Below are 25,064 nucleotides of genomic sequence, written 5' to 3' on the forward strand. Positions count from 1 at the left end.
ACCCTGGGGAGGTGATCTCTACTTGCCCGGCGCGCCGACCGGCTTGCCGTCGGGCGCGACGGCATACCACGTGCCGCCCACGCCCTGACCGTTGGTGTCCCCGGGAGCCTTGTCCCCGGAGAAGGTGTAGATGGGCCAGCAGTTGACCGTCATCTGCTTCGCCCCGTCGGGCCGGGTGAAGCCCATGAGCCCCTTCTTCTGGACGCCCTGGGTGTCGTCGGCCTTGACCGGGGCGACCGCGGGCCACTTCTCCAGGCAGGCCCCGGTGCAGTTCGAGATGACCTTCGGCCACGCCTTGTCCTTCAGGAAGCGGTAGACCGTCCTGCCGTTCTTGTCGACGATGATGTCGCCCAGCTTGGGGTCCTTGCGGACGGACAGACCGGGCAGGGAGGACAGGGTGGCCTTCTTGCCGTTGGGGGCGAGCGCGAACCACTTGCCGCCCACACCCTGGCCGTTGACGTCGCCGGCGTTGACGTCCTTGGCGTAGCGGTAGGCGGGCCAGCCGCCCACGGTCAGCTGCTTGGTGCCGTCAGGACGGGTGACCTCGCCGAGCAGGGACTTGTCGATGCCGGCGCCCGCAGAGGCGTCGTCCGCGGGGACCGGCGGCCAGGTGGTGGCGCAGTCGCCCTCGCAGTTCGACTTGGGCGGGTTGGCGGTGTCCTTGTCGAACCGGTAGAGGGTCAGGCCTGAGCCGTCCGTCAGCACATTGCCCAGGTCGGGGTTGCTGGCCACGGTCAGCTTGCCCGCGGGGGCGGCCGGGGTCGGGGAGCTGGAGCTCTGGTTGCCGTCGGCGCCGTAGCCGTTGCCCGCACCGGTGCCTGTGCCCGTGCCGGTCGTGCTGCCCGGGTTGCCGTACTGGCCCGCCGCGGCCGTGGCCCCGACGTTCTGGGCCGCCGAGGCCGGGGTGGTGCTGTTGTCCTGACCGCACGCCGTCGTCAGCGCCAGCACCGAAGCGGCTGTGGCCACCAGTGCGGCGGTCCGCCAGGAGGTCTTCATCGTCAACTCCCCAAATTCGCCTGGATATTGCAGCGCTTGCCGTGCCGCCGCACGGTCATGGGTACGCAGCGAAGGGGCCTCGGTGTTCAACCGGCGGGCGAATTTCTTTCCGGATCCTGTGACGGGGCCCGCGTCCGGGACTCGTACGGGACTCGTACGGGCGTACATATCGACCAGCCGGGAGGCTTCTGCTCGTCAAACCATTGATCGCCTTTTATCCCTCTTTCGGGCCAATCCCGGCCCACTCCGGCGTGCGACCGCGCCCGGCACCTCATGATCTCCGACGTGCATGGACCCGAAGTGACCCGATGTGCCCCCGCCACACGGGTGTTGGCCCTCCTGACCCTGACCTGGACCCTGGTGGGCTGCCCGGTCGGCACCGCGTCGGCCGACGCCTGCGCGTCCGCCTCGACGGGCCCGGACGGCACGGTGGCGGTGGCCGTGGCGGGAAGCGGCGACCGCCGGCCCTCCCCCAAGCTCTCAACTTCGTTCGAGCAGGGGGTACCCCCACTCCCACCGTGCCCGACGCCCACGCCGCCACCGTGTCCGCCGACGCCGACGCCCACCCCCACGCCGATGCCCACGCCGACGCCCGCCCCAACGCCGAAGCCGAAGCCGACGCCCAAGCCGCGGCCCACCCCCACTCCGAAAGCCCCGCCGAAGCCGCGGCCGAAGCCGCCCGCTCCGCCGGCACCCGCGCCCCGGCCGACGCCGACCCCGACGCCGACCGCGACGCCGGCTCCGCCGCCCGCCCCGGCGCCGGAACCGAAGCCCACCCCGACGCCCAAGCCCCGTCCCCGGCTCTCCGTGACCCCGGTGACCTACCCGGCGTACCACCCCCGGCCGGCCGCACACACCGCGCCCGCCCACACCACGCCGGTCACCTACGTCCTGCTCATCACCATCCCCGCGATCGTCGCCGTCGCGGCGCTGCGCCCGCGCTGACGTGCCGGCCGCCCACTTTCTGGAGGTACCCGTTGTCGGATTGGCTTGTTCTCGTCCTCGCGATGCTGGGGGCCTGTGCCGTGGTGGTCGTCATCACCCTCGTACGGCACAAGCGGGCGCCCGACGACGAGGATCCCAGCGAGACCCCGGACGTCATCGAGTACATGACGATGTGGATCGGTGTCGTGTACGCCATCGTCCTGGGCCTGGCCATCGCGGGTGTGTGGGAGGCGCGCAGCTCCGCCCAGGACCATGTGCAGGCCGAGGCCCAGGCGCTGCACGAGATCTCCGAGCGGGTGCGGGTCTACCCGCCGGACGTCCGTGACCGGATTCGGGACGACGTCAACGCCTATGTCGGACAGGTCGTGACCACCGAGTGGAAGGCGATGACCCGGCACGAGCGGGTCACCGAGCGCGGCACCGCACTGCTGGCGCAGGTCCGCCACGACGTCACGGACTACCAACCGAAGAACGACTTCGAGGCGCAGGCCTACCAGCCGCTGCTGGACCAGATGGCCGCCGCCGACCAGGCGCGCAACGCGCGTGCCGACTCGACCGGACCGACGATGCCGGTCGTGGTGTGGTTCGGGCTGCTCGCCGGGGCGGTCGTCACCGTCTGCATGGTCTTCGCGCTGCAGATCCGGCGCACCCGGCGCGAGTTGGTCCTGGCCGGGCTGTTCTCCGCGACCATCGCCTTCATGCTCTTCCTCATCTGGGACTTCGACGCCCCCTACAGCCGGGGCATCGCGGCGACCGCCCAGCCGTTCCTGAACCTGTTCCCGAACATCAAGGGATAGCCGCACCACGCACGGGCCTTCGCCCCGGTTCCCGCAAGGGGCCGGGGCGAAGGCCCGTCCGCGTGCGTCGTGCTGCGGGATCCGGGGCCCAGGTCAGATCCGCTTCTCGTGGCGCCGCCGCAACCAGAACGCACCACCCCCGATGACGGCCGCGGCCACCAGTCCGCCGCCGATGGCCATGTCGGTCGACGTGGCACCGCTGGTCCTGCTGCCGCCGACACCGCCCTGGACGCCGCCGAGCACGGTGAAGGCCGCCGGGCGGGTGAGGGTGCGGCCGTTGCAGTTGACCGTGATGTCGTAGTGGCCGGGACGGGCGTCCCGGTCGATCATGGCCTCACCCCGCGAGATGTCGTCGCGAATCGGCACCAGCCAGATGGTGCGGAAGGCGCGCGAGGATGCCGTGCCGCCGTGGCAGCCGTCCACGGTGACGGTGAGCCGGCCGCCGGCGGCGATCACGCCGGGCGTGGCGATGATGTTGCGCGGATTGCCGTCGCCCCGGTCGCCGAAGATGTCACCCCGCCCGTTGTCACCCCGGCCGAAGTTGTCGCCCCGTCCGTTGTCACCCCGGCCGAGGTTGCCGTTTCCGTTTCCCAGGCCGTTCCCGTTCCCGAAGCCGTTCCCCAGGCCGTTCCCGTTTCCGATGCCGTTCCCGATGCCGTTGCCGACATTGCCGGTGCCGGGGATGGTGATGACGGTGTTGTCGTTCGAGCCGCCCCCGTTGCCCATGCCGTCCGCGACAGCCACGGGGGCGGCGAGCCCGAGCGCGGCGACCGCGGTGCACGCGGCCGCCAGGGCACGTTGGTTCTGCATCTGATCCTCCGCGGGAGGCACACCGGGTCCGGTTCCCGGTCGATCGGCGAGAAAGCACCTCCCGACAAGACCCTCAGACGCGCGGAACACGCCCGCATGTCGAGAATGGTCCGTCCTGGTGAGCGGACACGCCGCGAGAAAACCACATAATCGGATATTATTGCAGGTCACGGACCGTCAGAAAATTCCTCTGGGCTGCAACTCGGATGGCGCACCGGGAGGGTGACGGGCCACCCGTTCGCCCGTCGCCCCGTCGCCCGTCACGCGCATGGGACTTAGCGTTTTCCCATGCGCGAGGGACGTGGTGACGGCCGCGTCGAGAAGGGTTGGCGAATGTCTGCGTCCGAGCTGTCCGAGCTGGCCGAAGAGGAGGAGCGCCGCAGGAGGCGCGCCCCTTGGGGCGTAATAGCGCTTGTTCTGCTGACCGGCCTGGCGCTCATTCGAAATGGTTCCGGGGAATTCGACGTCGGGCCACCGCAGCCCGCGTCGGCGGCGGCCGCGGACACCCGTGCCACCCCGGGCACGTTCACGGCCGCTCCCGCCCCGCTGCCCTTCTCCGTGCCCGACCGGGTCCGGATCCCCTCCATCCACGTCGACGCACCCATCGTGCCCGTCGGCCTGGACGACCAGGGCTGGGTCGGTGCTCCGCCGCCGGAGGACCCCAACCTGGCGGGCTGGTTCACCGGCGCGGTAGCCCCCGGGGAAAAGGGCACCGCGGTCGTCGTCGGTCATGTCGACAACAAACAGGGTCCCGCCGTTTTCTACGGACTCGGGGCCCTGGAAAAGGGCAGCCGGGTCGAGGTCCCGCGCAAGGACGGAAAGACCGCGGTGTTCGAGATCTACGGAGTCGAGGTTTTCGCGAAGAACAGTTTCCCGGGCGGCCGGGTGTACGGCTCGAAGGGCACGCCGGAACTCCGGGTGATCACCTGCGGCGGCGGTTTCTCCAAACAGCACGGCTACGACGGGAATGTCGTCGTCTTCGCCCGCCTGGCCGCGGTCACCTGAGATGCCGCGTCACCGAGCGGGCGAAAGCCCCGTCAGGACATGCGGCGGCGCGGCACGGTGAGGTGATATCCGGAGTCGAGCAGATAGGGCAGATACCGGCGGATGGCGCGGACGCTCTGCGAACGGTCGCCCCCGGCATCGTGGGAGAGCACCACGACTCCGGGGGCGGCACCGTCCTCCACCCGGTCGACGATGGTGCGCGTGCCGGGCGTCATCCAGTCGGTCGTGTCGACCGTCCAGGCCATCGGCTCCATGCCCATCTCGGCGCCGAGCTGGAAGGCGGCGCGGTTCCAGGCCCCGTACGGCGCACGGAACCACTGGGGGCGCTCCCCGTAGGCGTCCTCGATGGCATCGCTGGTCTGCTTCATCTCCCAGCGGATCTCCTTGCGGCCGAGGGTGGTCAGCAGCGGATGCGTCCAGGTGTGGTTCCCGACCACGTGTCCCTCGTCGGCCATCCGGGCCAGCAGCTCCTTGTTCTCGACCACCATCTCCCCGCACACGAAGAACATCGCCCGTACGTCGTACTCGGCGAGGGTGTCCAGGATGTGCGGGGTGTACTCCGGATGGGGGCCGTCGTCGAAGGTCAGCATCATGTGCCGGCCGCGTCCGGAGATCCGCAGGATGGGTTCGTGGCGCACCTTCAGCTTGCGCGGTGCGGCGCGCGGCGGGCCGTATCCGGTGAGCGGCTGGAGCCGGAAGGCGGAGGGTTTGAGCACCTGGCGGGCCTGCGGGCCGGCGACGGGGGCGGCGGAGCGGGCCGCTTCCTCGCTGCCGGCCACGATGACTGCCGCGGTGCCCGCGGCCCCCAGGGCGGCGGCGCCGGCAAGCAGCATCCGGCGCCGCGTGAACAACTGATCCTTCTGCATGACTCATCAGTCGCCCGGCAGGCCTGCGGCGCAGCTCAGCGACACCGGTGCGCGGCGGGAATGCACCCGTTCGGCCGAGCGGCGGGGGCGGCGGTGCGGCGCTGGTGGGCTTCTGATAATCAATCAGTCCGCAGGAACGGATCTGATGACGCAGTCGGGGGCGAGCCGAGTTGGTCGTGCACGGGGGAACACACGGGGGAACAAGTGGATTTCGGCGCAGGGGACTGGCGGTGGTGCTGCTGGCCGTCTCCCAGGTGCTGGTCGTCTTCGACACCACGGTCTTCACCGTGGGGCTGCCGTGGATCGAGGTCCGGTCGCGGCTGTCCTTCGAGGGGCTGACATGGCTGCTGAGCGTGTACAGCGTGTGTTTCGCCGCGCTGCCGGTGCTCGCGGTGGCACTCGGCGAGGCGTTCGGGCAACGGCGGGTGCTGATGGGCGGGCTCGCACTGTCGAGCCTCGCCGCCGTGGCACCCGCGGTGACGTCGGACGCCCAGGTGCTGCTGACCTCGCGGGCCGTGCAGGGCGTCGCAGCGGCGGTGATCACGGCTGGTGCGCTGGCCCTGATCGACTCCACGCATCCGCAGGGGCCGGGCCGGGACCGGGCGCTGAGCGTGCACTTCGCGGTCGTCGCCTGTGCCCCGCCCGCGGTGCTGCTGCCCTGCACCATGCTGCTGGATGCCTCGATGCGGGGCGAGACGGTCTTCTGGGTGCAGGCCGTCGCCGGGGCGGTGCTCCTGCTGCTGACGCCGGTGGCGCTCACCGAGTCCGCGCCCGTGCCGGGGGCCCGCGTCCGGGTGGGCCGTGCCGCACTGGGCGTCGTCCCGCTGGGCTTCCTGGCCTGGTTCGCCGACTGGTTCGGTGACCGGAGCGTGTCCCCTACCACGGTCATGGTCGTCGCCGTGGCCGGCGCGCTGGTGCCGTCCTCGCTGGGCCTGCTCGGCCGGGGCGAGGGGGTGCCGGCGCTGTTGGCCCGGCTGTACCGGCAGCGGGCGGCGTTCGGCGCGTACACGGTGGTGGCTCTGCTGGCATCCTGTCTGGCCGGTGTCCTCTTCGTCCTCACCCTGGCCCTGCAGATGCTCGGCGGTCTGTCCCCGATGCAGGTCGGCTGGGTCCTGCTGTCCGCCGTCGCCGGGGTGGTGCTGGGGTGGCTGGTGCTGCCCGCCCTCGCGGCACGCATGGGTCTCGGTGCCGCGGTGGCCGGGGCCTGCGGTGTGGCGGCCGTCGGGTTCGTCCTGCTGAGCCGGGAGAGCGCCTTCCACTTCGCCGATGTGCTGCTGCCGCTGCTGCTGGTCGCCTTCGGCTGCGGGGTGCTCGCCCTGCCCGTGGGTTTCGCCCGGTCCGGGAGCGGGGCGCTGCCACAGGGACTGAACTCGTCCCGGCAGCTCGGCGCCGGCCTGGGCGTGTCGTTGTTCGTCGGCATCGTCACGGTCGTGCAGAAGCAGACGTCCCCGGCCCGCGGCAGTCTCCAGGCGTACAACGCCGTCGTGGCAGACGGTGTCCGTGACTGCTTCGAGCTGGGCGTGGCCCTGTCCCTGACCGCCGCGGCGGTCGCCCTGCTGACGCTGCCCCGGCAGAGCCTGCGGGCAGCCGCCCCGGAGCCGGCTGCTAGCGACGGCGCACCAGCGGGAACGGCAGGGTCTCCCGGATCGTCAGGCCGGTGAGGAACATGACCAGCCGGTCGACGCCGATGCCGAGCCCGCCGGTCGGCGGCATCGCGTACTCGAGGGCGTCGAGGAAGTCCTCGTCGAGTTCCATGGCCTCGGGGTCCCCACCGGCCGCCAGCAGGGACTGCTCGGTCAGCCGGCGGCGCTGTTCGACGGGGTCGGTCAGTTCGGAGTAGGCGGTGCCGAGTTCGGTGCCGAAGGCGACGAGGTCCCAGCGCTCCGCGAGCCGCGGGTCGGCGCGGTGCTGCCGGGTCAGCGGGGAGACGTCGGTCGGGAAGTCCTTGTAGAAGGTGGGCAGCCGAGTGCGTTCCTCGACCAGCCGCTCGTACATCTCCAGGACCACGTCGCCCGGGCCGTCGTCGGCGGTGTACGGCACCCCCGCGCGGTCGCACAGCCGGTGCAGCCTGAGCAGCTCGGTGCCGGGGCCGATCTCCTCGTCCAGCGCCTCGCTGAGCGCCCCGTACACGGTCTTCACCGGCCACTGCCCCGAGATGTCGTACTCCTGGCCCTCCTTGCGGACGACCGGGGAGCCGAAGGCAGCGACGGCGGCGCCCTGGATCAGCTCGCGGGTCAGGTCGAGCATCACGTCGTAGTCGGCGTGCGCCTGGTAGGCCTCCAGCATCGTGAACTCGGGGTTGTGCTTGTAGGAGACGCCCTCGTTGCGGAAGGTGCGGCCCAGTTCGAAGACCTTCTCCAGGCCGCCCACGCACAGCCGCTTCAGGTACAGCTCGGGCGCGATGCGCAGGTACAGGTCGAGGTCGTAGGCGTTGATGTGGGTGGTGAAGGGGCGGGCGTTGGCGCCGCCGTGGATCTGCTGGAGCATCGGGGTCTCGACCTCCAGGAAGCCGCGGTCCAGCAGGCCCTGGCGCAGGGCCTGTACGGCGGTGGAGCGGGCGCGGACGACGCTGCGGGCGGCCGGGCTGGTCACCAGGTCGAGATGGCGGCGGCGGACCTTGGCCTCGGGGTCGGCGAGGCCGCGTCGCTTGTCGGGCAGCGGGTGCAGGCACTTGCCGGTCAGCTGCCAGGAGGTGACGAAGACGGTGGGCTCGCCCTGGTCACTCAGGCCCGCGCGGCCGGTGGCGGTGATGTGGTCGCCGATGTCGGTGTGCGCGCGGAAGCGGTCGAGGGCGGGTCCGCATGCGTCACGGGTCAGGGCCAGTTGGTGGTCCCCGGACCAGTCGCGCAGGACGGCGAAGACGATCCCGCCGAAGTCACGGACCAGCATGATGCGGCCGGCCACGATGACCTCCTGGCCCGACGGGACGTCGGCGAGGGCGTGCGTGGGGGCGGGGACGCCGGCCGGGTAGGGGTCGGTGCCGGCGGCGCGCAGCCGGTCGAGTTTGCGGTGCCGGACGCGGACCTGGTCGGGCAGGCCCGCGTCCGGGGCGGCGGGCCCGGCCTCGTCCCCTCCGTCGAGACCCAGCGCCGTCAGGGACGGCAGGCCCTCGGTGGTGGCGGGCCGCTGCCCCGTCTTCGGGTGCCCCTTTCCCCAGAGTTTGCGCAAGGACGGTACGGAGACGAATCCTTCGGCGATGCCGGAGGCGAGGCCGATGCGGGCGAGGGAGGCGGTCTCGCCGTAGCAGATGAAGCGCGGGTACCACTCGGGGTGGTACTTGGCGTTGGAGCGGTAGAGGGCCTCCAGCTGCCACCACCGGGAGAAGAACAGCAGCAGCCGGCGCCAGAGTCTGAGGACGGGTCCGGCGCCGATGCGGGCGCCCTCCTCGAACACCGAGCGGAAGACGGCGAAGTTCAGCGAGATCCTGTGCACCCCCAGTTTCGGGGCGGCCGCGCACAGTTCGGCGACCATGAACTCCATGACCCCGTTGGGGGCGCTGCGGTCACGGCGCATCAGGTCCAGGGAGACGCCGTCGCGTCCCCAGGGCACGAAGGAGAGCAGGGCGAGGAGCCGGCCGTCCTCGCCGAGGGCCTCCACGAGCAGGCAGTCGCCGTCGGTGGGGTCGCCGAGCCGGTCCAGGGCCATGGAGAAGCCGCGTTCGGTCTCCGTGTCCCGCCAGGCGTCGGCCTTGTCGACGATCTCCTCCATCTCGTGGTCGGTGAGGGTGGCGTGGCGGCGGATGCGGCTGGTCGCGCCGGTGCGGCGGACGCGGTGCACGGCCTGGCGCGTGACGCGCATGTCGCGTCCGTCGAGGTCGAATCCGGGCACGTGCAGGATCGCCTCGTCGCCGAGCTGGAGGGCGCCGAGCCCGGCGCGGGCGAAGGCGCGGGCGCCGTCCTCGGAGGCGCCCATCACCGCGGGTGCCCACGCGTACCGGCGGGCCACGTCCAGCCACGCGGCGATGGCGTGCGGCCAGGCCTCCGGGTCGCCGACGGGGTCGCCGCTGGCGAGGCACACACCGGCCTCGACACGGTAGGTGACCGCGGCCTTGCCGCTGGCGGAGAAGACGACGGCCTTGTCCCGGCGGGTGGCGAAGTAGCCGAGCGAGTCCCGAGCGCCGTAGGCCCGCAGCAGGGCGCGGATGCGGGCCTCCTCGTCGCCGTGCAGGGCCGCCTCCAGGCGCTGCGAACGGAACAGCGCGGCGGCGGCGTTCAACAGGGCGAGCGCGCCGAACAGGCCGAGCAGGAAGGTGACCCGGCGCGGCGGGCGGCCGTCGAACGAGCTGTTGGAGACCAGTCCGCCGCACACCCGGTCGGCCGCCCAGGCCAGGTGCTGGCCCTCCGGAAGGGTGCCCGGGAACAGCGAGACCAGGCCCCAGCCCGCGACGATCGCCACGGCGAGACCGGCCAGCAGCACGCCCAGTGCGCGCCACACGGCACCCCGGCGGGAGGCGGCGTAGAACTCCCCCCGGGCCACCACCAGCAGGAGCAGCAGCAGGGCGCACAGCACGAGGGAGGGCAGCGACTCGGCGTACTGGCCGAGGGCCACACCGAGGACGTCGGTGAGGAGCAGCAGGCCCAGGTAGACGACGACCAGCCACCAGGCGGCCTTCTTGCGGGCCGCGGTGGCGGCGGCCAGCAGGAACAGGAAGACCGCGTAGGCGAGGTTGGCGCTGATGGGGATCAGGAACAGGTCGAGGATGCGGACGACCGGGCGCAGCAGGCGGCGCAGCGGGGCGAAGAACGCGAGCAGGGCGCACAGCAGGCCGAGCGCGGCGAAGAGGGTCCCGAAGGCCTCGGGCACCCAGCCGAGGCGGCTGCCGGCGGGCGGGCGTACCGGGTCCGTGGCATCCCTTCGCGCGGCCGGCCCGGCGGTGGCAGTCATGGTTCCGACTGTAGGAAGGGCGCGCGCGGCTCGCCCGTCGAGCGGGCCCGGGCCTCGGTGGGAAGCGCCGGTTCCGATAGCCTCGGGATGTGACGGAGCAGCACGAACAGCACGCGCACCAGTTCGAGCGGGGCACGGACGGGCCGAAGGTCATCGTGGTCGGGGTGGACGGCTCCGACTCCTCGTTGCGGGCGGCCGCCTACGCGGCCGGTCTGGCCCGGCGGCAGCACGCGCTGCTGGCCGTGGTGTACGTGCAGCCGGTGCTCGCGGCCGGGGCGGCGCTCGGGGCGCCGGTGGCGGAGACGACCGACGAGATCGCCGAGGATCTGATCGCGCAGATCCGGGAGGCGGCCGAACGGCTCAAGGGGATATTCGAGGTGCGCTGGGAGTTCCACACCTTCCGCGGCGACGCCTACAACGGCCTGGTGAAGGCGGCCGACGAACTCAAGGCGGACGCGGTGGTGGTGGGCGCCTCGGAGCAGGCCGGGCACCGCATCGTCGGCTCGGTGGCGGTCCGGCTGGTGAAGGCGGGGCGGTGGCCCGTGACGGTCGTTCCGTAGCCTGCCGGCCGAGCAGCAGGGCCCCGGCCGGGCCGAGCGCGGTGCGCGGGCCGGTGAGGGCGGCCAGGGCGGCGGTCGTGGCCTGCCGGGGACCGACCAGGCGGCGAGGGTACGGGCCACCCGGTCGGCCGGGGTCGGCTCCGGGCGCTCATCGGCGAGAACGGGTTCAACACCCCCGCGCAGGTGATCAAGCCTGCCTCGACCGCCGTCGCCAGCAGCAGGCCGGGCACGCCGGGGCGGACGAAGGCGAGACCGGACGACCGGATCGCGCGCAGCGTGCCGGTGGTGAGCAGGACCCGGCGGCGACCGTACCGGGTGGCCGGCGGGCGGGCCGGGCATGAAGACCCGGAGCACCGGCGAGGTGGCCATGATCAGGCCGTCGACCGGCACCACGTCGATCTGCGGCGCCTCCCGCACATGGACACCCGTCCGGGCCGTGCGTGGCGTCTTCCCTGGGTGTCTCCCCTGAGCCATCATGATCCGCCGTCAGCCGTTTGCCGTCGGTGAAGAGGTGAGGCGTATGGCCAAGATCCTGGCAGGTGAAGGAATTCTCCGCCGCAAACCCATCGAGCACATCGAGGAGACGGAAGTCGGCGAGGGCCCCCGGCTGGACAGGTCGCTCGGGCTGTGGCAGCTCACCGCGATCGGCGTGGGCGGCATCATCGGCGCGGGCATCTTCACGCTGGCCGGCACGGTGGCCAACGGCACGGCCGGGCCCGCGGTGCTGGTGTCGTTCCTGATCGCCGGCGTGGCGAGCGCCTGCGCGGCGCTGTCGTACGCCGAGTTCGCCGGGCTGATCCCGAAGGCGGGGTCGGCGTACACGTACGGCTACGCGGTGCTCGGCGAGTTCGCGGGCTGGTTCATCGGCTGGGACCTGCTGCTGGAGTACACGGCGATCGTCGCCGTGGTCGCCATCGGCATCTCGGGATACTTCGGCTTCCTGGTCGAGGAGCTGGGCGCGAACCTGCCCGCCTGGATGCTGGGCGCGCCCGGCACCGGGCACGGGCACCGGGTCGACCTGTTCGCGGCCGTGCTGTGTCTGCTGATCGCCTGGCTGCTCACCATGGGCATCCGCACCGCGGCCCGCTTCGAGACGTTCGTGGTCGCGCTGAAGGTGCTGGTGGTGCTGCTGGTGATCGGGGTGGGCATGTTCCACATCGACACCGCGAACTACCACCCGTTCTTCCCGTTCGGCATCAGCGGCGCGTTCACGGGCGCGGCGACCGTGTTCTTCGCGGTGTTCGGCTACGACGCCATGTCGACCGCGGCCGAGGAGTCCAAGGACGCACAGCGGCACATGCCGAAGGCCATCATCTACTCGCTGGCGATCTCGATGGTGCTGTACGTGGCGGCCTGCCTGGTGCTGACCGGCATGCAGAACTACAAGGACATCGACCCGGAGAGCGGCTTCTCCTCGGCGTTCAAGTCGGTGGGGCTGCACAAGCTCGCGGACGTGATCGCGGTGGGCGCGATCATCGGCATCTGCACGGTGATGTTCACCTTCATGCTGGGCGTCACCCGCGTGTGGTTCAGCATGAGCCGGGACGGGCTGCTGCCCAGGTGGTTCGCCAAGACGCACCCGACGCGGCACGTGCCGACCCGGGTGACGTGGATCGTCGGGGCGGCGTCGGCCGTGATCGCCGGGTTCCTGCCGATCGGCGAGGCGGCGGAGCTGACCAACATCGGCATCCTGCTGGCGTTCGTGGTGGTGTGCGTGGCGGTGATCGTGCTGCGCTACCGCCAGCCGGAGCTGCCGCGTACCTTCCGCACCCCCTGGATGCCGTTCGTGCCCGCGCTGGGTGTGGTCTTCTCGATCTGGCTGATCACGTTTCTGCAGTGGCAGACCTGGGTGCGGTTCGCCGTCTGGTTCGTGATCGGCTGCGTGATCTACTTCGGCTACTCCTACCGCCGCTCGGCGCTGGCCGGGCGGCAGCCCGCCGAGTGATCAATCCCCCATGGCCAGCCCGTCCGCGGCGGCCCCGCGGCTGAGGACGACGTCCCTGATGCGGTCGCGCACGCCCTCCAGGTCGGAGCCCTGGGCGATCGCCTCGTTGAGGTCGATCACCCGGCCGGCGTCGAGGTCGTACGTCTGCGGGATGAACTCGGCCCGGGTGACCGACCAGCGGCCGCCGGGAGCCGTGGGCGGGGAGAAGGTGAAGCGGCCGATCGTGGACTCGTTGCCGCGCGAGTCCCGCACGCCCTTGTCGTTGAACATCTCGCCGGCGATCTGGTCGCCCAGGCCGTAGACCACCCAGGTGCCGTTGACCTTCTCGTACGCCTGCGGGACATGGGCGTGGGTGCCGAGGATCAGGTCGATGTCCGGTCGGCCGTTCGTGCGCGAGGCGGTGAGGCGCTGGGCGAGGTCGACCTGCAGCCGGTCGGGGGCGTCCTGCCACTCGGTGCCCCAGTGCACGGAGACCACGACCACGTCGGCGCCCGACAGGCGGGCGGCGCGGGCGTCGGCGATCATCCGGTCCGCGTCGATCAGGTTGACGGCCCAGGGCTGTCCGGCCGGCAGCGGGCCGTCGCCGGTGCCGTAGGTGTACGAGAGGTGCGCGACCTTGGCCGGGCCGGCCTGGAGCATCGTGACCGAGTGGGCCTCGGCCTCGGTGCGGGCGGTTCCGGAGTGTGCGAGGCCGGCCCGGTCCATGGCGTCCAGGGTGCGCCCAAGGCCCGGGGCGCCGTCGTCCAGGGCGCGGTCGGAGGCGGTGGAGCAGCCGTCGTAGCCGGTCGCGGCGAGGCCTTCGGCGATCTGCGGTGGGGACATGACGTCCGGACGGCCGCCGGTGGAGGTGCCGGCCGCGCCGTAGACAGTCTCCATGTGACACAGCGCCAGATCGGCGTGGCGTACGAGGGGTTCGACGCCGGAGAGCATCGGGCGGAAGTCGTAGCCGGTGCCGCCGGCGTCGTAGCCGGCCCGGTCGTTGACGGCGTTGTGCGGCAGGACATCGCCGGAGGCGACCAGGGTGAAGCTGCGGGCGACGGCCGGCGCCGGACGGCCCGGAGCGGCGGCCTCCTGCCGCTGGTGGTTCTGGCAGGCGGCCGCTGCGGCAAGGAGCGCGGTCACGGCCAGTGCCACCTGGTGCCTTCGTCCGATCATCAGCTCACCCCGGGATCGTCGTATTTACCGACAACGCCTTGATGGGCATATGGGTATGAATACGGCCTTCCACGCAAACAATTCAGACGCTCTCCTTAACCCATCCGGGGCTGTGGACGCGCGGTCGCGGACCGCTCGTCCTACCGTTCGCCGACACGATCGACCGTCCGTCGCAGAGCCGCGTGCGCCCCCTGTCCCCCGGCGGCGCCCTGCGTTCCCATACGGCCATGACGGCCGGAACCGCACTTCCCCACGGGACGACGACCGCCGAGCACGAGCTCGCCGCACTCCAGCGCGAGCACGGCGGCCCCCTCTTCGCGCTGCTCCTCAGGCTGAGCGACGGGGACCGCCAGCGCGCCGAGGACCTCGTCCAGGAGACCCTGGTACGCGCCTGGCAGCACCCCGAGGCCCTGCGCTCGGACGACTTCGACTCGGTACGGCCCTGGCTGCTGACCGTCGCCCGGCGGCTCGCGATCGACGCCCGGCGGGCCCGGCAGGCACGGCCGCCCGAGGTCGGCGACGAGGTGCCCGAGAACGCCCGGGTGACCGCCGACCACGCCGAGCGGGCCGCGGCGATGCTCGATGTCCGGGAGGCTGTGAAGACACTCACGCCGGAACACCGTGACGTCCTGATACTCGTGTATTTCCGTGGGGCCAGTGTTGCGGAAGCCGCGCAGACCCTGGGAATTCCACCCGGTACGGTGAAGTCCCGCGCGTACTACGCGTTGCGCGCCCTGCGCCGGGTCCTTCCGGGTTACGCAGCCGATCTGCGGTGAAACCGAGGACCTGGTCAAGCCTCGGTAAAGCGCCTTGCTGTGACCCCCGTTCGGGCAATCAGCTGTCCTCATCCGTGTTCCGGACGGGGACTGCCCGTATGGGGTCCAGGGGTTCGGGCGACACGCACGCACCGAGGAAGGCAGGAAGGGATGCTGCACAGAGGGCACGAGAGCACGGACGGCACCGGCGGCGGTGAACTGGCCGTCCCCATGGCCTGGCTGTACGCCGAGTACATCGCCGACGAACTGCTGCGCACCGGCGATCTGATGCCGCCGACGTCCTTCGAGTTCCGGGCCGGCCGGGACGCGCTGGCACTGACCGTCTTCCTGTCCGACACCGACGGCGAGCTCTCCGGCATCCGGGTGATCTCGCAGCTGGAGAACTGGCTGTCGCTGACGGCGTACGACCAGCCGTGGCAGGGCTGGGTGCGCGAGCGCATGGCCGAGCTGACCGCCGAGCAGGACGCCTCCGGCACGCCGTCACCGGACCTGGCCCTCGCGGCCGAGGCCTGGCGCTGGCTGGAGGAGACCGAGCTGCTCGCGCCCGACCTGGACGCGGTGCCGCAGGGCGGCGCGGTGTCCTGCGAGGACGACGGACCGAAGGTGTGGACGCCTGCCTGGCGGCTCGGACTGCCGCTCGGACACCTGGCCATCCACCTTTTTTGAGTTCTCGGGAAATCGGACCAATCCGCGGGCCGGGCCGCTCCGAATCTCTTGGTCACGATTCGGTGTGCGCCTTGAGTGATTCGGTGGTCGGCTGCGTACGGATGGGAGCAAGGAGTAACCCCACCCACACCCATAGGCACGAGGATTCGGCATGAGGTCCCTGGAAAGGCATCGCGACGTCGGCGCGTACGCGCTCGGCGTGCTGGACGAGGCGGAGGCCTTCCGCTTCGAGGACCACCTCATGGAGTGCCCTCAGTGCGCGGCACACGTGACCGAGTTCGGCCCCACGGCACGGCAGTTGATGCTGTACCGCCGGGCCACGCCGCGCTTCGTGCACCCCATGACCCAGCCCGGTCCCCGGCTGCTGGACCGGCTCCTCGGCGAGCTCGGGCAGCGGCACCGGGCCCGTCGCCGCCGCTTCCTGTACGGTCTGGCCGCCTCGGTGGTACTGGCCGTGGCCGGGCCGGGGATCATGGTCTACGCCGGGCACGACCAGCCGGCCGCGCGCGTCACCGCGGCGACCGACCCGAAGACGGGGGTGTGGGCCCAGGTCACGACCGAGGACGGGGACGCCGGCAGCCGGATGCGGCTGGAGGTGAAGGACACCTCCGGGCCCCACTCCTGCCGGCTCGTCGTCATCGGCAACGACGGCTCGGAGCAGGTCGTCAGCGGCTGGAACGTGGGCGCCCACGACACCGACATGACCACGACCATGGCGGGCTCCACCATGCATCCGGACGAGATCGCCCGCTACGAGGTGCGCACCGCGGACGGACAGCCGCTGGTCACCCTCGACGCCCGCTGAATATCGTGAGCAACCACGGGTGAGGATGCGGCCCGACTACTTCAGCAGCCGCGACAACCTGCGGTCCGCCAGCGGCTTGCCGCCCGTCTGGCAGGTCGGGCAGTACTGGAGCGAGGAGTCGCTGAAGGAGACCTCGCGGATGGTGTCGCCGCACACCGGGCAGGGCTCGCCGGTACGGCCATGGACGCGCAGGCCACTCTTCTTCTCCGCCTTCAACCGTCCTGCGGCCAGTCCACGCGACCGCTCGACCGCCTCGGTGAGCGTGGTGCGCAGCGCCTCGTAGAGGCTTCGGGTCTCCTCGGCGGTCAGGGACGCGGCGAGTTTGAACGGGGACATCTTCGCGGCGTGCAGGATCTCGTCGCTGTAGGCGTTGCCGACGCCGGCGATCAGGGACTGGTCGCGCAGGGCTCCCTTCAGCCGGCGCCGCTCGTCCTTCAGCAGGGCGGCGAAGCGGTCCTCGTCGAAGCCGTCGGCGAGCGGGTCCGGGCCGAGGCGGGCCACTGCGGGCACGTCCTGCGGGTCGTGGACGATGTACACGGCGAGCTTCTTCTGGGTGCCGGCCTCGGTGAGGTCGAAGCCCGAGCCGGTCTCCAGCGCCACGCGCAGGGCGAGGGGTCCCTTTCCGGGGCGCGGCGGGCCGTCCGGAAGCCGGTCCTTCCACTGCAGCCAGCCCGCGCGGGCCAGGTGGGTGACGAAGTGCAGGCCGGTGTTCCCCTCGATGTCGAGGAACTTCCCGTGCCGGTGCACGGCGGTGACCTCGCTGCCCTCGAACGCGCCGGGAGGAGGGTCGTACGTCTTCAGGACACTGATCGCGACAGGCAGCACCCGTACGACCTCGTGGCCGACCAGGTTCTCGGTCAGGAAGTCCCTGAGGGCTTCCACCTCGGGCAGTTCCGGCATACGTCCAGAGTGCCATCCGGGGCCCCTGGGGTCAGGTGCGCTCGGACACCAGGAACTCGCACCACACGCACTTGCCGCCGCCCCGCGCCTCCACGCCCCACACGTCGGCAAGCCGGTCCACGAGGAGCAGTCCGCGTCCGGAGACACCGTCCTCCCCCGCCTCTCGACGGCGCGGCAGGGCGCTGGAGCAGTCCTCGACCTCGACGCGCAGCCGCCGGTCGCTGCCTTCGAGGCCCCGCAGGGTGACGATCGCGGAGCCCTCGGTGTGTATCAGGGCGTTGGTGATCAGTTCGTCGGCGACCAGCTCGATCTCGTCGGCCCGGTCCCGGGCGCCCCAGGAGCGGACCGCGGCGCGGATCATGTGCCGGGCGTGGGTGAGGGCCTCCGGGTCGCCGGGAGCCACGTGCTGCTGGAGCCGGCCGCCGGTCCGCGGGGCCTCGGGGACCCGGCGGCGCAGCAGGAGCAGCGCCACGTCGTCGTCGCCGCGCCGCTCCTCGGCCACCTCGATCAGCCGGGCGGCGAGGTCGCGCACCTCGTCCGGGCCCTTGGCGATGAGGGTCGTCAGGGCCTGCATCCCGTCGTCGAGGTCGGTGCCGGGCTGCTCGACGAGCCCGTCGGTGCACAGCAGCAGGGTGTGGCCCGGGTCGAGTTCGAGCGTGGAGACGGGGTACTCGAGACGGCCGAACTCGGCGGAGAGACCGAGCGGCAGCCCGCCCTCGACCGGGACCCGGCGGCAGGTGCCGTCGGCGTCCCTGACCAGCGGGTCGATGTGCCCGGCCCGGACCACCTGGACGACCCCGGTGGACAGGTCGGCCTCCGCGTACAGGCAGGTGGCGAAGCGGTCGGTGTCGAGTTCGTGCAGGAAGACGGAGGCGCGGGCCATCACGGTGGCCGGGGTGTGTCCCTCGGCGGCGTAGGCGCGCAGCACGATCCGCAGCTGGCCCATCACGGCCGCCGCGTGTGTGTCGTGCCCTTGTACGTCGCCGATGACCGCTCCGACCCGGCCGCCGGGCAGCGGGATCAGGTCGTACCAGTCGCCGCCGATGTCCCGGCCGAGGGCGCCCCCGGCGGTGGCGGCGCGGTAGCGGACGGCGACGTCGGCGCCGCGGACGCTCGGGATGGTGCGGGGCAGCATCGCCTGCTGGAGGCCCTGGGCGAGGTCCTTCTCCTGCTCGTAGAGCATGGCCCGCTGCAGGCTCTGCGCGATGCTGCTGCCCAGCGCCACCAGGACGGCACGCTCCTCGCTGGAGAAGCCCTGCCGGTCGTTGTAGAGCAGGCCCATGGCGCCGAACGGGCGGGCCTGGGCGATCAGCGGCAGGTAGACGGCGGAGGTGATGTGCAGGCCGGTGATGTGCGGCCACAGGATCGGGTAGCCCTCGGCGAACTCCTCCGGGGACTCGATGAAGCGCGGGGTGAGCGTGCGGACGACCTCGCCCATCGGGTACGGCTCGTCGATCCGGGTGATCCGGGTGCCGGGCACGAAGCTGCCCACAGGGCCCTCCGCGATGAGCCGGATCCGGCCGGCCTCCACCAGCCCCATGACGAGGCTGGCCGCGCCGAGGTGGCGGATGCCGTGGGCGTCCTTGAGGACGTCGATGACGTCCTGGACGCTGCGGGCGTGGGCGAGGGCGGCGGAGATGACCTGGACGACGTTGGTCTGCTGACGGAAGGCCTGGTCCTGGGCGGCCCGCACGCTGCGCGCCTCGGTGTCGGCAAGTTCCTCGGTGGCGTCGCGGACGATGCCGACGACCCGGCGCGGCCGGCCGGTCTCGTCGCGCCGGATGTAGCCCTGGGTGTGGGCCCAGCGCGGGGTGCCGTCGCGGCAGCGGATGCGGAAGTAGGCGCCGTAGTTCTCGCTGCCGTCCTTGATGGCCTGGGCCACCAGCGCGTCCAGCCGGGCGGCCTCCGGCGGCGGCACCCGGACGGCGAGGGACTCCGCCCGGCCGTCGTACTCCTCGGGAAGCAGGTCGAAGACCTCGTGGGCCTGGGCATCCATGTGGAACAGGCCCGCGTCCAGGTCCCAGTCGAAGCTGCCCATGCGGTTGAGCGCCAGGATCGGGCCCGGGTGGGCGGGCCATTCCTCCAGGAGTGACGGGGCGCTCGCTCCCCGATCGGCCATGGGGCCACCTTGCCAGGGATTCTCCGATTATTCGACTGGGACGAAGACCGTCCGCTTCACTGCCCGGGGTTACGCAGACGCAGCGGTACGGTACCCGCAGTGACGAGCCCTTCCGGCGCGCCACCGCCGGTGGCGACAATGGAGGCAGGAGCGCACAGCCGTGGACTGGTTCACCGCACCCGACTACTGGCTGAGCCGGCTGGTCTTCCAGCGGGCTCTGGCCGGCCTGTATCTCGTCGCGTTCCTCGTGGCCGCCCTCCAGTTCCGGGCCCTGCTGGGCGAGCGCGGCATGCTGCCGATCCCTCGTTTCACGGCGCGGGCACCCTTCAGGCGGACCCCGAGCCTGTTCCATCTGCACTACTCGGACCGTTTCTTCGCGGCCTGCGCCTGGTCCGGCTGCGCGGTCTCGGCCGCCCTGCTGGCCGGCGCGGACTCCCTGCTGCCGCTGGGGGCCGGCATCCTGCTGTGGCTGGTGCCGTGGGCGCTGTATCTGTCGATCGTCAACGTGGGCCAGACCTGGTACGCGTTCGGCTGGGAGTCGCTGCTGCTGGAGGTCGGCTTCCTGGCCGCGTTCCTCGGCAACGACGCGGTCGCACCGCCCGTCGTCGTGCTGTTCCTGCTGCGCTGGATCCTGTTCCGGGTCGAGTTCGGGGCCGGGCTGATCAAGCTCCGGGGCGACGCGTGCTGGCGGAAGCTGACCTGTCTGGACTACCACCACGAGACCCAGCCGATGCCGGGCCCGCTGAGCTGGTTCTTCCACCATCTCCCGAGGCCCCTGCACCGGGTGGAGGTGGCCGCCAACCACGTCACCCAACTGGTCGTACCGGTCCTGCTGTTCACTCCGCAGCCGGTCTCCTCGGCCGCCGCCGCGCTGATGATCGTCACCCAGCTGTGGCTGGTGCTGTCCGGCAACTTCTCCTGGCTGAACTGGATCACCATCGTGCTGGCCCTGTCCGCGCTCCGGCTGCCCGCCACGGCACCGTCCGTGCCCGCGGCACCGCTCTGGTACGAGGCCGTGGTGCTCGCCCTCGCCGCCCTGCTGATCTACCTGAGCTACCACCCGGTGCTGAACATGATCTCCCGGCGCCAGGTCATGAACCGCTCCTTCGACCCCTTGCACCTGGTGAACACCTACGGCGCGTTCGGCAGCGTCAGCCGGATCCGCTACGAGGTGGTGGTCGAGGGCACCCGGGACGACCTGCCGCGGGAGGACTCGGAATGGCGGGAGTACGAGTTCAAGGGCAAGCCCGGCGATCCCCGGCACTGGCCCCGCCAGTTCGCGCCGTATCACCTGCGTCTGGACTGGCTGATGTGGTTCGCCGCGCTGTCCCCGGCCTACGCCGGCGACTGGTTCGGCGGGCTGGTGGAGCGGCTGCTGGAGAACGACCGTGACACCCTGAAGCTGCTGCGCCGCTCCCCGTTCCCGGCGGACGCCCCGCCCCGCTACGTCCGCGCCCGCCTCTTCCGCTACCGCTACACCACCTGGCGGGAGCTGCGGGAGACGGGGGCGTGCTGGGAGCGGGTGTACGTACGGGAGTGGCTGCCGCCCACGCGGCTGGCCGGGGTGGCTCAGAGGTCGTAGACGCGGCTCGCGGTGCCCTCGTACAGGGCGGCGCGCTCCGCCGCGCCGAGCCCTGACGTCAGCTCCCGGGCCGCTTGACCCACTTGTGCGTAGGTGGCCGCCAGGGTGCACACCGGCCAGTCGGAGCCGAACATCAGGCGGTCGGGGCCGAAGGACTCCAGGGCGGCGTCGGTGTACGGGCGCAGGCCGGCGGTCGTCCAGGAGGCGGGGTCGGCCTCGGTGACCAGGCCGGAGAGTTTGGCGACGGTGTTGGGGAGGGCGGCGAGGGCGCGCAGGTGGGTCGTCCAGGGTTCGCGTTCCCCCGAGGCGATGGGCGGTTTGCCCAAGTGGTCGAGCACGAAGGTCAGTCGGGGCAGGGCTGCGGCCGCCTCGGCGCAGGCCGGGAGCTGGTGGGGCAGGACCACGAGGTCGTAGACCAGGCCCGCCTCCGCCACGGCGGCCAGGCCGCGCCGCACGTCGCCCCGCAGCAGCCACTCGGGGTCGGGCTCGCTCTGGACCTGGTGGCGGATGCCCTTCAGGAAGCTGCCGCCGGGAAGCTCGCGCAGGCGGGCCAGTTCGTCGGCGATGCCGGGGCGGGTGAGGTCGGTCCAGCCGACGACGCCCGCGACCAGGTCGTGTGCGGCCGCCAGGGCCAGCAACTCGGGGGTCTCCTCGGGCACGGTGACCGTCTGGACGAGGACGGTACGGTCCACTCCGGCCGCCCGGGCCTCGGGTTCCAGGTCGGCAAGGCCGAAGTTCCGTCTGAGCGGGCGGAGTCCGGGACCGGTGATCCAGTCCTGGTCGCGGACCGACAGGTCCCAGACGTGGTGGTGGGCGTCGACGGTCACGGCAGCTCCCAGACGACGGGCAGCCCGGCCTGTGCGCCGCCCTCGGAGTAGTCGTGCACGACGTCGAGCAGCTCGGCCATGCGGGCCTGCCAGGCGACGTTGACCGGCAGCTGTTCGAGTTCCGCGAGCAGGCGGGCGTAGTCCTCGCATGCGAGGAGGTGGAAGAGGTCGGTCCCTCCCCCACGCTCGGCTTCGCTCGCGCGGGGGGACCCCCACCGCCAGATGGTCCAGGAGGTCGCTCCGGCGGCGCGGATGGCGTCGGTGAGTTCCTGCGGGACCTCTCGGTGGGCCGCCTCGTAGTCGGCGATCCGGTGGGCGCGGACCTTGGTGTGCAGGGCGACTCTCATGACGGCTCCTCGGGGGGCAGCAGACCGGTGTCCCGCAGCTCCTGCCAGAAGGCGGCCGGGACGGGGGTGGCGAACTGCTCGGCGCAGTCGTGGACTTCGGCGCAGGAGCGGGCGCCGGCCAGGACGGAGACGACAGCGGGGTGCGCGGAGCAGAAGGCCAGGGCGGCGGCGCGCAGGGTGGTGCCGTGCCGGCCGGCGACCGCCTTCAGGCGCAGGGCGCGGTCCAGCAGCTCCCTCGGTGCGCGGCCGTAGTCGTACGTCGACTGCGGCGTCGGGTCCGCCAGCAGGCCCGAGTTGAAGGCGCCGCCGATGACGACCGACACGCCCCGCGCGCGGGCCTCGGGCAGCAGCTCGGTGCCCGCGCTCTGGTCGAGCAGGCTGTAGCGGCCCGCGCAGAGCACCACGTCCACGTCCGTGTCGCGGACGAACCGGGTGAGCATCCCGGTCTGGTTCATGCCCGCGCCGATCGCGCCGACGACGCCCTCGGAGCGGAGCTTCTCCAGGGCGGGATAGCCCTCGCGGAAGGCCTGCTCGGCGTGGTCGTCGGGGTCGTGGAGGCAGACGACGTCGACGCGGTCGAGGCCGAGGCGGTCCAGGCTCGCCTCCAGGGTCCGGCGGATGCCGTCGGCGCTGAAGTCCCAGACGCGGCGGTGGGCGGCGGGGACGGCGAAGCCGTTCGCCAGGTCGTCTCCGGTGCCGTCGGCGGGTTCCAGGCGGCGGCCGACCTTCGTGGAGACCGTGTACGTGGTGCGGTCGTAGTCCCGCAGGGCCGCGCCGAGGCGGCGTTCGGAGAGGCCGAGGCCGTAGTGGGGCGCGGTGTCGAAGTAGCGGATGCCCCGCTGCCAGGCGGCCCGCACGGTCTCGTACGCCTGCTCGTCACCGACCTCGGTGTAGAGGTTGCCGAGGGCAGCGGCGCCGAAGCCCAGGGGGGTGACCTCGACGCCGCTGCGGCCCAGGGCGGTCACCGGTCCGCCGCCGGGCGCAGCCTCAGGCCCTGCATGCCGCCGTCGACGGCGAGGGCGGTGCCGGTGGTGGCGCCGGACAGGGGGCTGGCCAAGTAGGCGATGGCGCCCGCGACTTCGGCGGACGAGACGAGGCGGCCGGTGGGCTGGCGGGCCTCCAGGGCGGTGCGCTCGGCGGCGGGGTCGGGGGCCGCGTCCAGCAGGCGGCCCACCCACGGGGTGTCGGCCGTACCGGGGTTGACGCAGTTGACCCGGATGCCCTCGTGGACGTGGTCGGCGGCCATGGCCAGAGTGAGGGAGTACACGGCGCCCTTGGTGGCGCTGTACAGGGCGCGTTGCGGAAGCCCGGCGGTGGCGGCGATGGAGCAGGTGTTCACGATGGCCGCGTGCCGGGATCGGCGCAGGTGCGGGAGGGCGGCGCGGGCGGTGCGGACCATGCCGAGGACGTTGACGTCGAAGACGCACCGCCACTCGGCGTCGTCGTTGTCCTCGACGGTGCCCTGGGCGCCGATGCCGGCGTTGTTGACCAGGATGTCCAGGCCGCCGAGGGTCTCGGCGGCCTGTGCGACGGCGGTCCGCACCGAGGCGTCGTCGCTGACGTCGGCGACCAGTGCGAGGAGCGGCTTGTCCACCGAGGACGGGTCCAGGTCGAGCACGGCGACCTGGGCGCCGCGCTCGGCGAGGAGGCCGGCGGTGGCCCGGCCGATCCCGGACGCGCCGCCGGTGACCAGGGCTCTGAGGCCCTCGAAGTCGTTCATGCCGCCTGTCCCTTCTGCGTGTCGGGGTCGACGGCCCAGAAGGTGCCGCCGGGGAAGGTGTACCGCGCGAGGGACTCCGGGCGCATGGCGGCCGAGAAGCCGGGCGCGGTGGGGGCCGTGTAGTGGCCGTCGCGGATCACCACGGGGGTGAGGAAGTGCTCGTGGAGGTGGTCGACGTACTCGATGACCCGGTCCTCGGTGGTCCCGGAGACGGACAGGTAGTCGAACATGGACAGGTGCTGGACGAGTTCGCACAGGCCGACCCCGCCCGCGTGCGGGCAGACGGGGACGCCGAACTTGGCGGCGAGGAGCAGGACGGCGAGGTTCTCGTTGACTCCGGCGACCCGGGCCGCGTCGATCTGCACGATGTCGAGGGCGCCGGCCTGGAGCAGCTGCTTGAACATGATGCGGTTGTGCACGTGTTCGCCGGTGGCGACCTTGACCGGAGTCACCGCGCGGCGGATCGCGGCATGCCCGAGGACGTCGTCGGGGCTGGTGGGCTCCTCGATCCAGTACGGGTCGAATGCGGCGAGGGCCCTGGTCCAGGTGATCGCCTCGTCCACGTTCCAGCGCTGGTTGGCGTCGACGGCGAGGCGGACGTCCGGTCCGACGACGGCGCGGGCGACCCGGCAGCGCCGTACGTCGTCCTCCAGGTCGGCGCCCACCTTGAGCTTGATCTGCCGGAAGCCGTCGGCGACGGCCTGGGCGGCGAGCCGGGTGAGCTTGTCGTCGTCGTAGCCGAGCCAGCCCGGGGAGGTCGTGTAGGCGGGGAAGCCGCGCTCCAGCAGCCGGGCCCTGCGGTCCGCCGCGCCTTCCCTGCCGCGTCTGAGCAGGTCGAGGGCCTCATCGGGGGTGAGTGCGTCGGTGAGGTAGCGGAAGTCGATCTGGCGGACCAGCCACTCCGGTTCGGCGTCGGCGAGCAGCTGCCACAGCGGCTTGCCGGCCCGCCGGGCGGCGAGGTCCCAGACGGCGTTGACGACGGCCCCGATCGCCATGTGCATCACGCCCTTCTCGGGACCGAGCCAGCGCAGCTGGCTGTCCGCGATCAGGTCCCCGAAGAGCGAGCCGGGGTCGGCGCAGACCTTCTGCACATCGCGGCCGAGCACATGGCCCCGCAGCGCGTCGATCGCGGCGACCTGGACGTCGTTGCCCCGCCCGATGGTGAAGGTGAACCCGTGCCCCTCGTGCCCGTCGGCGGCGTCCGTGCGCAGGACGACGTAGGCCGCCGAGTAGTCGGGGTCCGGGTTCATCGCGTCGGAGCCGTCCAGCTCGCGCGAGGTGGGGAAACGGATGTCGTGGGTGTCGACCGCGGTGATGCGGGCGGGGGCCTCGGACACTGAAGTCCTTTCGGTCAGGGGA

The 25,064-nt window shown here is 72.0% G+C and carries 21 protein-coding genes and 1 pseudogene; 10 read left to right on the forward strand and 12 right to left on the reverse strand.

Going from position 1 to position 25,064, the window contains the following annotated elements; translation table 11 throughout:
- Window positions 1-18: 18 nt before the first annotated feature.
- Complete coding sequence (locus tag AQI88_RS00765; protein ID WP_066990061.1) at window positions 19-996, reverse strand: SCO0930 family lipoprotein; 978 nt, start codon at window positions 994-996, stop codon at window positions 19-21.
- A gap of 816 nt (window positions 997-1,812) precedes the next feature.
- Between AQI88_RS00765 and AQI88_RS48410 the strand changes: the two genes are divergently transcribed.
- Window positions 1,813-1,941: a hypothetical protein gene (locus AQI88_RS48410; protein WP_279616516.1), complete on the forward strand. Its 129-nt coding sequence runs from the start codon at window positions 1,813-1,815 to the stop codon at window positions 1,939-1,941.
- Between the two features lie 32 nt (window positions 1,942-1,973).
- Window positions 1,974-2,738 carry a bestrophin-like domain gene (locus AQI88_RS00770; RefSeq protein WP_066990064.1) on the forward strand — a complete coding sequence of 255 codons (765 nt, stop codon included), beginning with the start codon at window positions 1,974-1,976 and terminating at the stop codon, window positions 2,736-2,738.
- Window positions 2,739-2,831: 93 nt separating this feature from the next.
- Here the strand turns inward: AQI88_RS00770 and AQI88_RS47375 are convergent.
- A pseudogene (locus tag AQI88_RS47375) lies at window positions 2,832-3,233 on the reverse strand (hypothetical protein); the annotation flags it as partial.
- 648 nt (window positions 3,234-3,881) lie between these two features.
- Between AQI88_RS47375 and AQI88_RS00780 the strand changes: the two are divergent.
- Window positions 3,882-4,553, forward strand: a complete 672-nt coding sequence (locus AQI88_RS00780) for a class F sortase (RefSeq protein WP_066990070.1) — start codon at window positions 3,882-3,884, stop codon at window positions 4,551-4,553.
- Window positions 4,554-4,585: 32 nt separating this feature from the next.
- Here the strand turns inward: AQI88_RS00780 and AQI88_RS00785 are convergent, their stop codons facing one another.
- A complete protein-coding gene (locus AQI88_RS00785) occupies window positions 4,586-5,419 on the reverse strand; it encodes a polysaccharide deacetylase family protein (RefSeq protein WP_066990073.1) in 834 nt (277 codons plus the stop codon).
- 230 nt (window positions 5,420-5,649) lie between these two features.
- On the opposite strand from AQI88_RS00785, the gene AQI88_RS00790 reads away from it, so the two are divergent.
- A complete protein-coding gene (locus tag AQI88_RS00790; RefSeq protein WP_066990076.1) occupies window positions 5,650-7,080 on the forward strand; it encodes an MFS transporter in 1,431 nt (476 codons plus the stop codon).
- Here AQI88_RS00790 and lysX read toward each other — a convergent pair.
- Complete coding sequence (gene lysX / locus AQI88_RS00795) at window positions 7,025-10,303, reverse strand: bifunctional lysylphosphatidylglycerol synthetase/lysine--tRNA ligase LysX (RefSeq protein WP_079057330.1); 3,279 nt, start codon at window positions 10,301-10,303, stop codon at window positions 7,025-7,027. The two genes, AQI88_RS00790 and lysX, sit on opposite strands and share 56 nt — an antisense overlap.
- Window positions 10,304-10,392: 89 nt before the next feature.
- Between lysX and AQI88_RS00800 the strand changes: the two genes are divergently transcribed.
- Together AQI88_RS00800 and AQI88_RS00805 are read left to right on the forward strand one after the other, a co-directional pair.
- Window positions 10,393-10,863 carry a universal stress protein gene (locus tag AQI88_RS00800; protein WP_066990078.1) on the forward strand — a complete coding sequence of 157 codons (471 nt, stop codon included), beginning with the start codon at window positions 10,393-10,395 and terminating at the stop codon, window positions 10,861-10,863.
- A 520-nt stretch (window positions 10,864-11,383) separates the two neighbouring features.
- The gene (locus AQI88_RS00805) at window positions 11,384-12,808 is read left to right on the forward strand and encodes an amino acid permease (protein ID WP_066990081.1); all 1,425 of its coding nucleotides are present in this window, start codon (window positions 11,384-11,386) and stop codon (window positions 12,806-12,808) included.
- Here the strand turns inward: AQI88_RS00805 and AQI88_RS00810 are convergent, their stop codons facing one another.
- Window positions 12,809-13,963 carry a CapA family protein gene (locus AQI88_RS00810; protein ID WP_066990084.1) on the reverse strand — a complete coding sequence of 385 codons (1,155 nt, stop codon included), beginning with the start codon at window positions 13,961-13,963 and terminating at the stop codon, window positions 12,809-12,811.
- Between the two features lie 227 nt (window positions 13,964-14,190).
- Between AQI88_RS00810 and AQI88_RS00815 the strand changes: the two genes are divergently transcribed.
- The 3 genes from AQI88_RS00815 to AQI88_RS00825 all read left to right on the forward strand — a co-directional run bounded on the left by AQI88_RS00815 (window position 14,191) and on the right by AQI88_RS00825 (window position 16,210).
- Window positions 14,191-14,739 carry a sigma-70 family RNA polymerase sigma factor gene (locus AQI88_RS00815; protein WP_066991528.1) on the forward strand — a complete coding sequence of 183 codons (549 nt, stop codon included), beginning with the start codon at window positions 14,191-14,193 and terminating at the stop codon, window positions 14,737-14,739.
- A gap of 150 nt (window positions 14,740-14,889) precedes the next feature.
- Window positions 14,890-15,405 (forward strand): hypothetical protein, encoded by a 516-nt coding sequence (locus tag AQI88_RS00820; RefSeq protein ID WP_066990086.1) that lies wholly within the window; start codon window positions 14,890-14,892, stop codon window positions 15,403-15,405.
- A gap of 151 nt (window positions 15,406-15,556) precedes the next feature.
- Complete coding sequence (locus tag AQI88_RS00825; protein ID WP_066990089.1) at window positions 15,557-16,210, forward strand: zf-HC2 domain-containing protein; 654 nt, start codon at window positions 15,557-15,559, stop codon at window positions 16,208-16,210.
- 36 nt (window positions 16,211-16,246) lie between these two features.
- Here the strand turns inward: AQI88_RS00825 and AQI88_RS00830 are convergent, their stop codons facing one another.
- Together AQI88_RS00830 and AQI88_RS00835 are read right to left on the reverse strand one after the other, a co-directional pair.
- Window positions 16,247-17,110, reverse strand: coding sequence for an Fpg/Nei family DNA glycosylase (locus tag AQI88_RS00830; RefSeq protein WP_066990091.1), 864 nt, complete (start codon window positions 17,108-17,110; stop codon window positions 16,247-16,249).
- Between the two features lie 31 nt (window positions 17,111-17,141).
- Entirely contained in the window at window positions 17,142-19,229 is a 2,088-nt protein-coding gene (locus AQI88_RS00835) for a SpoIIE family protein phosphatase (protein WP_066990094.1), read from the reverse strand.
- Window positions 19,230-19,389: 160 nt separating this feature from the next.
- Here AQI88_RS00835 and AQI88_RS00840 point away from each other — a divergent pair, with 160 nt between their 5' ends.
- Entirely contained in the window at window positions 19,390-20,811 is a 1,422-nt protein-coding gene (locus tag AQI88_RS00840) for a lipase maturation factor family protein (RefSeq protein WP_066990096.1), read from the forward strand.
- Here the strand turns inward: AQI88_RS00840 and AQI88_RS00845 are convergent.
- The 5 genes from AQI88_RS00845 to AQI88_RS00865 are packed head-to-tail and all read right to left on the reverse strand — an operon-like array spanning window position 20,799 to window position 25,042.
- Window positions 20,799-21,638, reverse strand: coding sequence for an amidohydrolase family protein (locus AQI88_RS00845; RefSeq protein WP_066990099.1), 840 nt, complete (start codon window positions 21,636-21,638; stop codon window positions 20,799-20,801). The genes AQI88_RS00840 and AQI88_RS00845 overlap by 13 nt on opposite strands.
- On the reverse strand, window positions 21,635-21,985 hold the full coding sequence (locus AQI88_RS00850) for an L-rhamnose mutarotase (protein WP_066990102.1): 351 nt from the start codon (window positions 21,983-21,985) through the stop codon (window positions 21,635-21,637). Before AQI88_RS00850 ends, AQI88_RS00845 begins: the two co-directional genes overlap by 4 nt.
- Entirely contained in the window at window positions 21,982-22,950 is a 969-nt protein-coding gene (locus AQI88_RS00855) for an aldo/keto reductase (RefSeq protein WP_066990106.1), read from the reverse strand. The genes AQI88_RS00850 and AQI88_RS00855 overlap by 4 nt, the downstream gene beginning before the upstream one ends.
- The gene (locus AQI88_RS00860; protein WP_066990109.1) at window positions 22,947-23,705 is read right to left on the reverse strand and encodes an SDR family NAD(P)-dependent oxidoreductase; all 759 of its coding nucleotides are present in this window, start codon (window positions 23,703-23,705) and stop codon (window positions 22,947-22,949) included. The genes AQI88_RS00855 and AQI88_RS00860 overlap by 4 nt, the downstream gene beginning before the upstream one ends.
- Window positions 23,702-25,042, reverse strand: coding sequence for an L-fuconate dehydratase (locus tag AQI88_RS00865; protein ID WP_066990111.1), 1,341 nt, complete (start codon window positions 25,040-25,042; stop codon window positions 23,702-23,704). Before AQI88_RS00865 ends, AQI88_RS00860 begins: the two co-directional genes overlap by 4 nt.
- Window positions 25,043-25,064: the final 22 nt, after the last annotated feature.

The organism is Streptomyces cellostaticus (assembly GCF_001513965.1).
Lineage (GTDB): Bacteria > Actinomycetota > Actinomycetes > Streptomycetales > Streptomycetaceae > Streptomyces > Streptomyces cellostaticus.